This is a genomic window from Alkalicoccus chagannorensis DSM 18086 (assembly GCF_000429725.1).
GTDB classification, from domain to species: Bacteria; Bacillota; Bacilli; order Bacillales; family Salisediminibacteriaceae; genus Alkalicoccus; species Alkalicoccus chagannorensis.
On the sequence record NZ_AUCK01000014.1, the window covers coordinates 73,649 to 88,267 of the forward strand.

The 14,619-nt window shown below is 54.0% G+C and carries 10 protein-coding genes; all 10 read left to right on the plus strand.

The features are described from left to right. The first annotated feature begins 286 nt into the window (after positions 1–286). The 10 genes from ftsE (at position 287) to G477_RS0109325 (ending at position 14,343) form a co-directional block, all read left to right on the plus strand. Positions 287–973, plus strand: coding sequence for a cell division ATP-binding protein FtsE (ftsE, locus tag G477_RS0109275; RefSeq protein ID WP_026697716.1), 687 nt, complete (start codon positions 287–289; stop codon positions 971–973). After that, the gene (ftsX, locus tag G477_RS0109280; protein ID WP_026697717.1) at positions 963–1,856 is read left to right on the plus strand and encodes a permease-like cell division protein FtsX; all 894 of its coding nucleotides are present in this window, start codon (positions 963–965) and stop codon (positions 1,854–1,856) included. Before ftsE ends, ftsX begins: the two co-directional genes overlap by 11 nt. Positions 1,857–1,897: 41 nt before the next feature. Beyond that, positions 1,898–3,223 carry a murein hydrolase activator EnvC family protein gene (locus tag G477_RS0109285; protein ID WP_026697718.1) on the plus strand — a complete coding sequence of 442 codons (1,326 nt, stop codon included), beginning with the start codon at positions 1,898–1,900 and terminating at the stop codon, positions 3,221–3,223. Positions 3,224–3,351: 128 nt separating this feature from the next. Further along, positions 3,352–4,842, plus strand: a complete 1,491-nt coding sequence (locus G477_RS0109290) for a S41 family peptidase (protein ID WP_026697719.1) — start codon at positions 3,352–3,354, stop codon at positions 4,840–4,842. A gap of 515 nt (positions 4,843–5,357) precedes the next feature. Continuing rightward, positions 5,358–6,746: a PDZ domain-containing protein gene (locus G477_RS0109295; RefSeq protein ID WP_026697720.1), complete on the plus strand. Its 1,389-nt coding sequence runs from the start codon at positions 5,358–5,360 to the stop codon at positions 6,744–6,746. 941 nt (positions 6,747–7,687) lie between these two features. Next, entirely contained in the window at positions 7,688–9,679 is a 1,992-nt protein-coding gene (gene uvrB / locus G477_RS0109305) for an excinuclease ABC subunit UvrB (RefSeq protein ID WP_415783265.1), read from the plus strand. 7 nt (positions 9,680–9,686) lie between these two features. Continuing rightward, positions 9,687–12,566 (plus strand): excinuclease ABC subunit UvrA, encoded by a 2,880-nt coding sequence (gene uvrA, locus G477_RS0109310; RefSeq protein ID WP_026697723.1) that lies wholly within the window; start codon positions 9,687–9,689, stop codon positions 12,564–12,566. 69 nt (positions 12,567–12,635) lie between these two features. Next, entirely contained in the window at positions 12,636–13,754 is a 1,119-nt protein-coding gene (locus G477_RS0109315) for a DUF4097 family beta strand repeat-containing protein (RefSeq protein WP_026697724.1), read from the plus strand. 29 nt (positions 13,755–13,783) lie between these two features. Then, complete coding sequence (locus tag G477_RS0109320; protein ID WP_026697725.1) at positions 13,784–13,984, plus strand: PspC domain-containing protein; 201 nt, start codon at positions 13,784–13,786, stop codon at positions 13,982–13,984. After that, positions 13,981–14,343, plus strand: a complete 363-nt coding sequence (locus G477_RS0109325; protein ID WP_026697726.1) for a phage holin family protein — start codon at positions 13,981–13,983, stop codon at positions 14,341–14,343. Before G477_RS0109320 ends, G477_RS0109325 begins: the two co-directional genes overlap by 4 nt. The last annotated feature ends 276 nt before the right edge of the window (positions 14,344–14,619 follow it).

Sequence of the window (14,619 nt, forward strand, 5' to 3'; positions counted from 1 at the left end):
CTTATTTTGTGTTCCACAGCGTATCACTCCGCTGCTGATCAGGAGCGGCGGCGATTCCTCCTGCAGGAACAGGCATCTGCAGGAGGCTGCGACGGAAGAACATAAAGCCGATTCCTGCTCGCGAACTGCGCGGTACACGCCGTTCAGACCGAAAGGCGCTACACGGTGTCCGTCTGCAATGGAATTGTAAGAAGGGGGCTCTTTTATTCAGTCGTTTGCATGGTATAATAATGCAGGGACAGGAAAAATCCGGTGAACGGAAGATGAACAGTCAGGTGGGATGGACATGATTCAAATGCACGACGTGTGGAAAATGTATCCAAACGGCGTGTCGGCAGTCAACGGGATCTCCATACATATTAAACAGGGTGAGTTCGTTTATATTGTCGGTGCAAGCGGGGCCGGCAAATCGACATTTATAAAGATGATCTACCGTGAAGAACAACCGACACAAGGGGATATCATGGTCGGGAACTGGAACCTGGCGACCATGAAAGAGAGCCAGATTCCGCTTCTTCGGCGCAGCATCGGCGTCGTTTTTCAGGATTTCAAACTGCTGCCGTCGATGACCGTGTTTGAGAACATTGCTTTTGCAATGGAAGTACTTGAAGCCGGTAAAAGCACGATCCGCCGCAGCGTCATGGATGTGCTGGACATCGTCCGGCTGAAGAATAAAGCGCGGTTTCTGCCGCATGAACTTTCCGGCGGGGAACAGCAGCGGGTGTCTATCGCACGTGCCATCGTCAATAACCCAAGTGTGGTTATCTGCGATGAGCCGACGGGGAACCTGGACCCTGAGACGTCCTGGGAGATCATGCACCTGCTTGAAGAAATCAATGACCGTGGGACGACCATTTTAATGGCAACGCACAATAAGGATATCGTCAATACGATGCGTAAACGGGTGATCGCGATCGACAACGGCCGCATTTCGAGAGATGACGTGCGCGGGGGGTACCGCTATGAAAGCTAGAACCTTTACCCGCCACGCAAGAGAAGGCAGCCGTAACCTTGTGAGGAGCGGCTGGATGACCTTTGCTTCTGTCAGTGCCGTGACGGTGATGCTGCTCGTGGTCGGTGCTTTTCTCATGCTGATTTTAAACATCAACCACTTCGCGGATGAACTGGAAGCGGATGTAGAAATTCGGGTCTTCGTTGACCGGGAAGCAGAAGCGTCTGATCAGGACGATCTTGGGGACGACATCTCCTCGTTGACGGCCGTCGAAGCGGTCGACTACATACCGAGGGAAGAAGGACTCGATACATTCATCGATGGGATGGGAGATGAAGCGGAGTACTTTGAAAACCTCCGGGAGGAAAACCCGCTCAATGATGTGTTTGTTGTTCAGGCTTCCGAACCGCAGCAGACAGAGCAGGTAGCGGAAGAGATCGACCGGATGGACATGGTCGATAATACAGAATACGGCCAGCAGGTATTTGAACAGCTGTTTGCTGCCACGGATTTCGTCCGGGTCGTCGGCCTGATTCTGATTCTCGGACTGCTTTTTACCGCCGTCTTTCTCATAGCCAATACCATCAAGCTGACAATCATCGCAAGGAAGAAAGAAATTCAGATCATGAAGCTGGTCGGCGCGACCAACGCTTTCATCCGCTGGCCGTTTTTTATCGAAGGCCTGCTTCTTGGTGTACTCGGGTCTCTGCTGCCGATTGTGCTTTTGACATACGGCTATCAACGGTTTTATGACGCCGTTTCCGGAGCAGCGCAGCTGGAATTTTTCACGTTCCTGCCGCCGGAATCGCTTCTATGGCAGACGGCGCTGCTGCTTGTCAGCGTCGGGGCCGTCGTTGGTGTCTGGGGCAGCCTTATGAGCGTACGCAAGTTTCTTAAAACATGATCAATTATTTCCCGGGAAATAAGTCAAAAGGAGGCGGCAGTGTGAAGGTGTTTATCATCATGTTCCTGGCATTTCTATTGATGTTGACGACAGCGGTATCGGCTGAAAATACGGGAGATGAGCTGGAACGTGACATTGAGCGGTATCAGGACGAACAGTATCAGACGGAACAGGAAGCGGAAAGCACAGAAGAAGAACTGCGTGAACTGGAAGAAGAAATGGCAGGTGTAGAGGACGAAATCAGGGACATCGATGACGACATGATCCACACCGGCCATGAGATTCAGGAACAGGAATCCGACATCGAAGCCACGACGAACAGCGCGGACGAGCTCCGAAGCGACATCCTTCAGCTGGAAGATACGATCGAGAACAGGGATGAACAGCTGCGGGAACGAGTCCGTTCGATGCACCAGAGCGGTGGAGTGAACTACATTGAAGTCATTCTCGGGGCGAAGAGTTTCGGTGATCTGATTGAGCGCCTCTCGATTCTGCACAACATTGCCGAGCAGGACCGCCGAGTCATTGATGCTCACATTGAAGATATGGATTCGCTGGAAGACCACCGTGCCGCGCTGGAAAATCAGCTGGCAGAGCTGGAGAAGCAGAAAGAAGAGCTGGAAGTGCTTCAGGCTGACTTGGAGCGGCAGACGGAAGAGAAGCAGGTGCTTCTGGAAGAACTGAATGAACAAGGATACATGCTTGAGGAAAACCTCCTCAGCCTCGAAGAAGAACGGGAACTGCTTGCTGCACAGGAGGACGCAGCCAGACAGGAGCTGACAGACTGGGAAGAAGAACAGGAACGTCTGGAAGAAGAGCGGCGGCTGGAGGAACAGCGGCGCCAGGAAGAACAGGAGCGCCGTGCGAGAGAAGCTGCTGAAGAGGCAGAGCGCGTTGAAGAGGCGGCCGAAGCTGAAGCTGCAGGCGCTGCTGATGTTTCTGAGACAACCGCCGGGCCGGTGCTTCACCGACCGGCCGATGGACGAGTCACCTCCGACTTTAATCCGGAGCGTGTGCATCCGATTCATGGGGATGTTAGACCGCACCGGGGGATCGATTACGGCAGAGACGGCGGATTGAATATCTATGCTGCGGAGAGCGGCACGGTCATCTCGGCTTCCAGAATGAGCGGATTCGGTAACACCGTCCTGATTTCGCACCGGATCGGCGGCCAGGAGTACACCACGCTTTATGCGCACCTCGCGTCCATGGATGTGTCGGCGGGAGACCGGGTGGAACGCGGGGAAGTCATTGCCGAAATGGGCACAACCGGGGTTTCCACAGGAGTCCATCTTCATTTTGAAGTACATCCAGGCGGATACAGCGGAGGCAGTTCTGCGGTGAACCCGAATCCATATCTGCCATAGACCGAAAGCTTCAAATTTTATGTGATGGGACACGCCTGCTTTTTCCCGGCAGTCAAAGTCTGTTATGATAACGATAAGTAAGCAGCTTTACGCTTTACGGGGAAGAGATATTAAAGTGGGGTGGACTAATGACAAACAAGGTATTCATACCGGTCGTTTTCGTCCTGGCTCTGCTGCTGGGAGCAGCAGGGACGTACACATGGATGACAATGTCGGATACTGCACAACCCGAACAGCAGGAACATGCAGGCGTCGAGAACGAGGCAGGATCATCGGAAGCTGACGCGCAGGAAGAAGCAGAAAGCGCGGATGAGAATGCCTCAATGGATAAGATCAATCAAGCGATGCAGATGATTCAAAGCACATATATTAATGACATGGAAGAAGAAGATCTAGTGGAAGGGGCACTTACCGGCATGATCGAGCAGCTGGATGATCCCTACTCTGAATATATGAACGAGTCGACGGCAGCAGAGTTTATGGAATCACTGGATTCTTCGTTCGAAGGCATTGGCGCCGAAGTGAGTATGGAAAACGGCCAGGTGACCATCGTGGCACCTTTCCGTGATTCCCCGGCAGAGGATGCCGGGCTGCGTCCGAACGATCAGATCATGGAAGTCGATGGGGAGGACATTGAAGGCTTGTCCCTTACCGACGCTGTTCTGAAAATCCGTGGAGAAAAAGGCTCGACCGTGACGCTGACGATTGACCGTCCCGGCAGCTCGGATGCCATGGATGTCGATGTGGTGCGCGATGAAATTCCAATCGAGACCGTCTACAGCGACATTGTTGAACACGAAGGAAATACTATTGGTGTCCTGGAGCTTCGTTCGTTCTCGGAAAACACGGCGGAACGTTTTGAAGAAGAACTGCAGGCACTCGAAGAAGAAGGCATTGATGGTCTGCTGATGGACGTACGCGGTAATCCGGGCGGCTATCTGCAGAGTGTCGAGGATATTGGAGACTTAATTGTACCCGGCGGGGAGCCGGTCGTGCAGATTGAAGACAGCGATGGGGACGTGATGCGTCACGTGTCCAGCCTGGAAGAGGATAAAGAGTATCCGATGGCTGTGCTGATTAACGAAGGCAGTGCCTCTGCTTCGGAAATTCTTGCTGCAGCCGTTAACGAAACGGCTGGTGCTGAGCTGATCGGCCTTCCGACCTTCGGGAAAGGGACGGTGCAGCAGACCATGCCGATGGGAGATGGCAGTCAGCTGAAGCTGACGCTGTTCCGCTGGCTGACTGCATACGGCAATGACATTGACGAAGAAGGCGTCCAGCCGACGATGGAAGTCGAACAGCCGGAGTACTTTTATACAGCGCCCGTGGATGCTGAAGAAGCCCTGGAACTGGATATGCTGAATGAGCATATTGAGAACGCCCAGATCATGCTGGATGGACTCGGCTACAGCGTGGACCGGACGGACGGTTACTTTGACGCATCGACGGAAGAGGCTGTGATATCGTTCCAGGAGGATGAATCCCTCGAGGCGGATGGAATCATTGAGGAAGAGACTGCGGACCGGCTCCAGGAGAGAGTCATCGACGCCGTTCAGGATCAAGAAGAAGATGAACAATTCCAGCGTGCCCTCGATGCACTGACTGGAGACGATGAATAACGGATTCCGGCAGGGCCTCCTCAGAGTGGAGGCTCGTTCCGGACGAACCGCGCCAGGCATATCTGGCGCGGTTTTTTAAATTATAGGAAGGTAGCAGTTTTAGGTTCTAAAATACATGTGAATGAGAACCAAGTTTTCATACAAGAAGACGCCGCTTCAGAACGTACAGCGGCACTCCCCGCCGTGCAAACAGGGAGCTTTCTCCGTGTGACGAACAGAGAGAACGGTTTGACTGCAGCCGCTGGACGGGAAATAGGCTAAGGAGTGCGATATCAGCAGGAAAATTGTTGAATAAGTCTTTTCTTTTCGTATATTTGAGATAAAATGAATAGAGAAGCATTTATCTTGTATGAACAGGAAATGTCCGTTTTCATCGATAGAGGTGGCGGCATCGTCCGCTCCCTTCGAAATATGGAGCACTTGTCCGATATGATGCGACGAGGAACGGCGATGTACAGCATGTATGCTGCAACGTGCGCCTTGCGTTTGAATAGATAGTCTGGAGGGGTTCTGCTTTGGGAGAAATGATGCAGGAACTGCTGCTGGGTGCCGGCCGGTTCTTTTTACATCCGCTTACATATATTGCTGCTGCGGTTTTCCTGCTCGCCATTTTTGCAGGAATCCGCAGAGAACGACGACATTTTCATACACGGGCCCACGACGGGATTACCGTTCTGCTGACACAGGCCGCCTTTGGTCTGGGGGCAGGGGCGGCTGCTTCGATTCTGCTTGTCGGAACCGGGGTGACACTGTCTTCTGCGCTGCTGCTGATGATGACCGTTATCTGGCTGCTTCAGCTGCCTTTCCGTCGTCTCCGTGCATTCAGCTTCACCGTGACGACCTCCGTCGTGATCCTGATCCTGCCGATGCTGCCGGGCGGAGGAACTGGGACAGTGTGGCTGGATGACCAGCTGGCCCTGCTCCAGGAAACCGACCTGTTCAGCCTCGGCGTGCTTCTGGTAACACTGCTCTTTCTCGAGACGGTGCTGCTTGCAATGGATGGGGCGAGGCATCCATCCCCGTCTCTGACGAGAAGTCCGCGTGGAAAGGTGGTTGGGGAACAGCTGCTGCGGCGTATGTGGATCATGCCCGCCTTCGCGCTGTACCCGGTCGGCGGCATGTCCGGTACAGGCGCCTGGCCGCTGCTGGAAGCAGGCGGTTTCGGCTTTGTGCTGCTCCCGCTTGTACTCGGCATCGATGCATCGGTCCGCGGCGATACTCCGCTGTCGGCCAAGCGGCGGCTGACCGGAAGAATGACGCTGCTGCTTCTGTCCGCCGGCGTGCTGCTTGCTGCAGGCTGGTTTTATCCAATTGTCGTGCTCGTGCTCGCCGGCGTTGTGCTTGCCGGCAGAGAGCTGCTGTTCTCCATGTTTGAATCCGGGGAGCGTACCCGGGCCGGTGTTTATGTCCCCCGCAACAAAGGGCTGGTTCTGATGGGGATTATCCCAGGGACGACTGCGGAGAAACTCGGTATGGAAACAGGGGAAGTCGTCCTTCGCGTGAACGGGAAATTTATTCGGACGCAGCGTGATTTCTACCGGATTATGCAGGAGCAGGCCACTTATGTGAAGCTCGAAGTGCTCGATTATCAGGGGGAAAAGCGGATGCTCCAGGCTTCCCGCTATGAACACGATCACTATCTGGCTGGATGTTTATTTCTTCCGGACAATGAAGACCAGCCGCTCTCCAGAAGAGGGCTGCGGTCTTCTACGGTCATTCATGAAGATCGGCGCCGTCTGGGCTCCGATGAGGAAACGGACGACACTCCGGCGGCCGAGGAAGAGGCCGGCCGGCAGGAAAGCGGTGATTCTGAGCTGGTCTACGGTCAGGCGGCCGGCATGAAGGCCTTCATGGAAGAACATGCGCCCAAGCGGCGACGCCGTGATAGAAGCAGCGATGAATAACGTATACGCAACGCCTTCTGCCTCATGCCGGCAGGAGGCGTTCTTTCAAATATGGAAAAATCATCCTAATACAACAAAGAGGTTCTCCTTCACATGTTGAACAGGCGCAGGTACGCTCAGACGCTTTTCATATGGCCCATGATTCTCTTTGGAAATGGCGCTGTTAAAGCCTAGTGTTGTTATAGCAAAAGTACGCCTGCGGCTCTTTTTTCTTCGCTTGCCGCGGAGACATCCTTCCGTTCTCCCTCCCTTACCTCCGGGAGGATCTTCACGCTTTCTTTATCCGCAGGCGTCTCGAAAAAGAGCCTGGGCTTGCTCCGTTTCATAAAAGTTTCTTTTCTTTCAGAAGGACGCAGCGAAGACCGGCGGACGCCTGTGGAAGAAGGAGATCGGAAGATCCCGCAGGGCGTAAGACCGAGGAAGCTGGAGATTTCCTCCACGGCAAGCCTGCCGAGTTGCAGCGGCGTTTTCTGTCATTATCAACAATAAACAAGAACAGAGCTTTGAAAATAAAAAAGCGGCGCCGGGGGGATCAAGTGCCGTCCGAATATCCTCCCCGCAGGAGAATGGTTGAGGACAGCCCCTTGGCAGGCGTCCGTCTGAAACGGAAGTACAGATTCCACGGACATGAACCTATCTCCCAACATTTATGTTACAACCAGTAAAAACAGCTTTCCCTGCTCCCTGTTTCTCATCCATCTGCCGCAACCGGAACCTGTTCTACACGCCAAGTATACGCCAGTAGGTGCAGACAGCAGAAGGTCAGCCTGTTGCTTTTTCTACAGGACAAGGCGGGCGTTGTCTCCTTATTCTGAAGCAGACAGAACAACGTGCTTCTCAGGGAGCGTATGTTCGCTTTGCAAGAAAAGTGATGCTATAATGATAAGGTCGAGAGCAGAACGGGTATATGAATAGAAGAAACGCACGAAAGGATGGTTCAAGTGACCGAAGCAGTCCCATTTCAGCTCCAGTCGAAATACAGCCCTTCCGGGGATCAGCCTCAAGCCATTGAGGCTCTGACAGCGGGTATACAGGAAGGCCGTACTTACCAGACACTGCTCGGTGCGACCGGGACAGGAAAAACATTCACGATGTCAAACGTGATAAAGGAAGTGAACAAGCCGACGCTGGTGATTGCACATAATAAAACGCTGGCGGGCCAGCTTTACAGCGAGTTCAAAGAATACTTCCCCGAGAACCGGGTGGAGTACTTTGTCAGCTACTACGACTATTATCAGCCGGAAGCTTACATTCCGCAGTCCGATACATTTATTGAAAAAGATGCGAGTATTAATGATGAGATCGATAAACTGCGCCACTCGGCAACGAGTGCGCTGTTTGAACGTCAGGACGTCATCATCGTCGCGAGTGTTTCCTGCATTTACGGGCTTGGGTCGCCGGAAGAGTACCGAGATCTTGTCGTCTCCCTGCGGACCGGGATGGAGCGGGAGCGGAATGACCTGCTGCGGCAGCTCGTCGACGTGCAGTATGAGCGCAATGACATTAACTTTACGCGCGGAACGTTCCGTGTGCGCGGTGATGTTGTCGAAATATTTCCTGCTTCCCGTGACGAACACTGTCTGCGGGTGGAATTTTTCGGAGACGAGATCGACCGGATTACCGAAGTCGATGCCCTCACCGGCGAAGTACTGGGCGAGCGCGAACATGCGGCCGTCTTTCCGGCTTCCCACTTCGTCACGCGGGAAGAGAAGCTGAAAAAAGCGATTGTGAACATCGAGGCGGAATTGGAAAAGACGCTCAAGCAATTTCATGATAACGGACGCGTATTGGAAGCACAGCGCCTCGAACAGCGGACGCGGTACGATATTGAGATGATGCAGGAGCTCGGCTACTGCTCCGGGATCGAGAACTATTCCCGTCATCTCACGTTCCGGGAAGCCGGCGCAACCCCGTATACGCTCATGGATTATTTTCCGGAGGATTCCCTCATCGTCGTGGATGAGTCCCATGTGACGCTGCCACAGGTGCGGGGGATGTACAATGGGGACCAGGCGAGAAAAAATGTCCTCGTCGACCACGGGTTCCGCCTGCCCTCCGCGAAAGATAACCGGCCGCTGACGTTTGAAGAATTCGAACATCACATCAGCCAGATCGTCTTCGTCTCAGCGACACCGGGACCGTATGAGCTCGATAAAACACCGGAGATGGTGGAACAGATCATCCGTCCGACAGGGCTGCTCGATCCGACGATTGATGTGCGGCCGATTGAAGGACAGATTGATGATCTGATTGAAGAAGTGCGCCTGCGCCGCGAGCGGCAGGAGCGTGTACTCGTCACGACGCTCACGAAGAAAATGGCGGAGGATCTGACGAATTACCTGAAAGAAGTTGGTGTGAAAGTGCAGTACCTGCACTCTGATATTAAAACGCTCGAGCGGATCGAGATTATCCGGGAGCTCCGTCAGGGGAAATACGACGTGCTGGTCGGGATCAACCTGCTGCGGGAAGGGCTTGATATTCCCGAAGTGTCGCTCGTGGCGATTCTCGATGCGGACAAAGAAGGATTTCTCCGGGCAGAACGTTCTCTGATCCAGACGATGGGACGTGCCGCGCGGAATGCGAACGGCCATGTCGTCATGTATGCGGACAAAATCACGCGCTCCATGGAAACGGCGATGGAAGAAACGAAACGCCGCCGTACGATCCAGAAGGAGTATAACGACAAACACGGCATTACGCCGCAGACGATACAGAAGGCGATTCCGGAGCTCATCCAGGCTACTTTTGCAGCGGAAGAGGAAGAAACGTACGAAGCGGTGGAGAAGGCGTTCTCCGGAAACATGTCGAAACAGGAACGGGTCAAAGTGATCGAGCGAATGGAGCTGGAGATGAAGCAGGCAGCAAAGGACCTCGATTTCGAGCGTGCGGCAGAGCTTCGTGACGTGATTTTAGAATTGAAGGCGGAAGGATGATGCTGGAATGGCATTGGAGAATATAGTAGTTAAAGGCGCGCGTTCTCACAATCTGAAGGATGTTGATGTCACGATTCCCAGGGATAAGCTGGTGGTGATGACAGGACTCTCGGGGTCCGGGAAGTCGTCGCTCGCGTTCGATACGATTTATGCGGAAGGCCAGCGCCGTTATGTCGAGTCGCTGTCTGCTTATGCGCGGCAGTTCCTCGGTCAGATGGACAAGCCGGATGTCGATTCGATTGAAGGGCTTTCGCCGGCGATTTCGATCGATCAGAAAACGACTTCTAAAAACCCGCGCTCGACGGTTGGCACGGTCACGGAAATTTACGATTATCTGCGGCTGTTGTTTGCCCGGGTCGGGAAGCCGATCTGTCCGGAGCATGGGATTGAAATATCCTCCCAGACGGTCCAGCAGATAACCGATCAGCTCATGGCGTTTGAGGCGCGGACGAAGATGCAGATTCTCGCGCCGGTCGTATCCGGAAGGAAAGGGACGCATCAGAAGACGCTCGATGACATGAAGAAGCAGGGATTTGTTCGGCTCCGGGTCAATGGTGAGATGCGTGAAGCCGCAGAGGAGATCGAGCTGGACAAAAACAAAAAGCATGACATTGACGTGGTTGTCGACCGGATCGCGGTGAAGGATGGGATTGAATCCCGTCTCGTCGACTCGCTCGAGACGGCGCTCGATCTCGGCGGCGGCATGGTGAAAATCGATGTGATTGATGGGGACGAACTGCTCTTCAACCAGCATCATGCCTGCCCGCACTGTGGATTTTCCATCGGCGAGCTGGAGCCGCGGATGTTTTCCTTCAACAGTCCATTCGGGGCGTGCAGCCAGTGTGACGGCATCGGCCATAAACTCGAAGTAGATGTCGATCTCGTCATCCCTGACGACTCGCTGTCATTGGAGAACCACGCTGTTGCAGCGTGGAAGCCGACGAGCTCCCAGTACTATCCCTCCCTGCTGGCCAGCGTGTGCGAGCATTACAATATCGATATGACGAAGCCGTATAAAAAGCTCACGAAGAAGGAAAAGAACATTATCTTAAACGGCAGCGGCCGTGAAAAGATTCACTTTCGGTACGAAAATGAATTCGGTCGGGTGCGGGAGAAGCATCTCTATTTCGAAGGCGTGCTGCAGAACATTTCCCGGCGCTACCACGAGACCGGGTCGGACTATATCCGGGAGCAGATGGAGCAGTACATGACGCAGAAGGCCTGCCCTTCCTGTCACGGAAACAGGCTGGCGCCGGAACCGCTGGCGGTGAAGATTGACGGCCTTCATATCGGTGAAGTGACGGATATGGCCATCAAAGAGGCGCAGACGTTTTTTGAACAGCTGGAGCTTTCTGAGAAAGATATGACGATTGCGCGGATGATTCTGCGGGAAATAGAAGAAAGACTCGGATTTCTTCTGAGCGTCGGGCTGGAGTATTTAACGATGTCCCGGGCTGCTGGAACCCTTTCCGGCGGAGAAGCTCAGCGGATCCGGCTTGCCACGCAAATCGGCTCAGCGCTGATGGGCGTGCTCTACATTTTGGATGAACCTTCGATCGGCCTGCATCAGCGGGACAATCACCGGCTGATTCGGACGCTGGAGCGGATGCGGGATCTTGGTAATACGTTGATTGTCGTCGAACACGATGAAGATACGATGCTCGCAGCCGATCATCTGATTGATGTCGGACCGGGAGCGGGTGTCCACGGCGGCGAAATCTGTGCGGTCGGTACACCCGAAGAAGTGATGGACAACGAAGCATCGGTCACCGGGAGCTATTTATCCGGAGAAAAATTCATTCCGCTGCCGCAGGAGCGACGGAAACCGGATAAGCGGAAGCTGCGTATTGAAGGGGCTTCGGAAAACAACTTGAAAGACCTGTCCGTTTCAATTCCGCTCGGACTGCTCGTTGCCGTGACGGGGGTTTCCGGTTCTGGAAAATCAACCCTCATCAATGACATTCTTCATAAAGCGCTGGCACAGAAGCTGACGACGGCGAAAGAGAAGCCGGGCAGCGTGAAAAAGATTAAGGGGATTGAGCATCTGGAGAAAGTCGTGGACATTGACCAGTCGCCGATCGGCCGGACGCCGCGTTCGAATCCGGCCACTTATACCGGCGTGTTCGATGATATCCGGGATGTTTTCGCGATGACGAATGAAGCGAAGGTCCGCGGCTACAAAAAAGGGCGCTTCAGCTTCAACGTGAAAGGTGGACGATGTGAAGCCTGCCGCGGAGACGGAATTATTAAAATCGAGATGCACTTTCTTCCAGATGTGTACGTTCCCTGCGAAGAGTGTGACGGGAAGCGCTACAACCGGGAGACACTCGACGTCACGTATAAAGGGGAAAACATCGCTGACGTTCTGGCGATGACGGTGGACGAAGCACTGGATTACTTTGAGAACATTCCGAGGATCAAGCGGAAAATACAGACCTTAAAGGATGTCGGACTCGGCTACATCAAGCTCGGCCAGCCGGCAACCACCCTCTCCGGAGGGGAAGCACAGCGGGTCAAGCTGGCATCCCAGCTGCACCGCCGTTCCACAGGCAAGACGTTTTATATTCTCGATGAACCTACGACCGGACTCCACGTGGCGGATATTGCCCGGCTCATGCAGGTGCTGCAGCGGCTTGTGGAGAACGGGGATACCGTACTCGTCATCGAGCATAACCTCGATGTCATCAAGACGGTTGACCATGTCATCGACCTCGGTCCAGAGGGCGGCGATAAAGGCGGCGGCCTCGTTGCAGAAGGCACGCCGGAAACGGTGGCGGACATCGACGCTTCCCATACCGGACGCTTTCTGAAACCGATTCTGGCACGGGAACGGGAACGAATGGAAAAACAGTTGGAAGCAAGAACAGCGAAAGCACAGCATGGATGAAACTTTTCCTGATTTAAACCGTAGCATTAGCATATAGGAAGCTGATACAGGAGAAAGGGGCGTTACAGCATGCAGGAAGAACGCAAAATGATACTGAAGATGATCGAGGACGGGAAAATTTCCGCAGAGGAAGGAATGCGCCTGCTCGAATCATTGAAAGAAGACGAGAAAGCGCAGGAAGAAGAGCAGCAGGAGTCCGCTTCTGCCGGCTCGCAGCATCGAGAGGAACCGCTGCCGCCGCCGTTTACCGAAGGTGCCAGCGGCTGGGACCGCCGCGCGGAAGAAAAGATGACGTCGTTTGCCTCCCGTTTTTCAGAATTCGTCGATGACGCCGTGAAGCGCGTGAAAGATGCTGATTTTGACTGGAACTTCGGGCCGTCCCAGCGGATCGAGCACGTCTTCCAGCATAAGGATGTCCTGCTGCGGGAAGTGGACCTCCATATTGAAAACGGCAGTATAGAACTGCGGCCGTGGGAGGAAAACGATATCCGAATTGAGTGTCAGGTGCAGGTCTACCGCGTTCGGGATGAGGAAACGGCCCGCCGGGAATTTCTTCAGGATGCGCAGTTCAGTTTCTCCAATGGAAAGCTGCAGTTGGAGTCCCGGAAAAAGTCGATGAAAGTCAACACGATCGTCTACTTCCCGACCAATGACGTCGACCGGGTGCAGCTTTATACGTTCAACGGGAAGATCAGCGGAGACAACCTGCCGGTACATTACCTGAAAGCGAAGGCCGTCAACGGAAAAATTTCGCTGGATCAGGTGGATGCCAAGGAAGCTCACATTGAGACGTTCAATGGTCCGATTCACGTGCGCCGCCTCAATTCGCTGGACGGCACGCTGAAAACAATGAATGGAACCATCAATGTCGATGCAGGCAGAGGGAACATTCACGCAGAGTCTGTCAACGGAACCGTCCATTTCCGTCTGGCTGAAGCGTCCCAGTCGAAAGCATACGTGAAGACGACGACCGGCAGCATTCACATCGCCGTCCCGGAAGGGGTCAAGACCGAAGCGGATATCAAAACAACGGTCGGCGCGATCCATGCCCAGCTGCCGAATTTGTCCATCATTGAAGAAAAGAAAGACTTTGCGAACAAGCGGATGACCTTCCTGGCGAACAAGCAGGGCGACGGTCATTTCTATATCGAAGCAGAAGCGGCAACCGGTTCTGTTCATATTAAATAATCAGGCTATGTTAAAGGAGGCAGAGAACCATGAAGCGTCTGACGAGAACAACGAGGGACCGTAAACTGGGAGGAGTCTGCGGCGGCCTCGGAGAGTATTTCAACGTGGACCCGACGGTGGTGCGAATTGTCAGTGTCATCCTGCTCATCCCATTTTCCGCGGCTGTGCTGCTGCTTTACGCAGCAGGCATCGTTCTGATGCCGAATGATACGGAAGTGAACGAACCATGAAATGGCTGATACAGCTCGTCGTCAATGCGGTCATTCTCTTGATTCTGGCCAATTTGTTTCAAAGCATTGAACTGAGCGGATTCGGGATGGCGCTGCTGGCGAGTCTCATACTTGGCGTGGTGAATACGATCGTCAAACCGATCCTGGTCGTGCTGACCCTGCCTGCGACGATCCTGTCCCTAGGGCTGTTCCTGTTCGTCATCAATGCGTTGACGCTGCTGCTGACGGCCTGGTTTATGGGCGATGCTTTTGTCATTGACGGCTTCTGGATCGCCGTTCTCGCTGCGGTCATCTTTGCAGCGCTGAACGCGGTCATCACGAACTTCATCGTCGATCCGATTTTCAATAGAGACAGCTGACTTCCTGCAGCCGCGGCATGAACGGATCTTCCCGGTGCCTTGCGCCGGGCGCAGCAGCTGAAACAGACGTCCTCTTCTTCCCGGTCAGGGAAGGGGAGGATTTTTTTGCGGGATAGGAATGTATAAGCTTTCATACAAGAGGACAGCGGCATCGTATGCTGCGCGGGAAGAACGAAAAACTTGTTCTTCCCTTGAAAAGCCTGCAGCGACGATGCACGCCGTTCCGACCAAAAGGAGCTGGGCGCTTTTGATCGCAGCACAGGGAGGCGCCCGTGC

What these genes read in the sequence shown, in the direction of transcription:
- ftsE (WP_026697716.1), top strand. Translation starts at nt 287, where the DNA reads ATGATTCAAATGCACGACGTGTGGAAAATGTATCCAAACGGCGTGTCG.
- ftsX (WP_026697717.1), top strand. Translation starts at nt 963, where the DNA reads ATGAAAGCTAGAACCTTTACCCGCCACGCAAGAGAAGGCAGCCGTAAC.
- G477_RS0109290 (WP_026697719.1), top strand. Translation starts at nt 3,352, where the DNA reads ATGACAAACAAGGTATTCATACCGGTCGTTTTCGTCCTGGCTCTGCTG.
- uvrA (WP_026697723.1), top strand. Translation starts at nt 9,687, where the DNA reads ATGGCATTGGAGAATATAGTAGTTAAAGGCGCGCGTTCTCACAATCTG.
- G477_RS0109315 (WP_026697724.1), top strand. Translation starts at nt 12,636, where the DNA reads ATGCAGGAAGAACGCAAAATGATACTGAAGATGATCGAGGACGGGAAA.
- G477_RS0109320 (WP_026697725.1), top strand. Translation starts at nt 13,784, where the DNA reads ATGAAGCGTCTGACGAGAACAACGAGGGACCGTAAACTGGGAGGAGTC.
- G477_RS0109325 (WP_026697726.1), top strand. Translation starts at nt 13,981, where the DNA reads ATGAAATGGCTGATACAGCTCGTCGTCAATGCGGTCATTCTCTTGATT.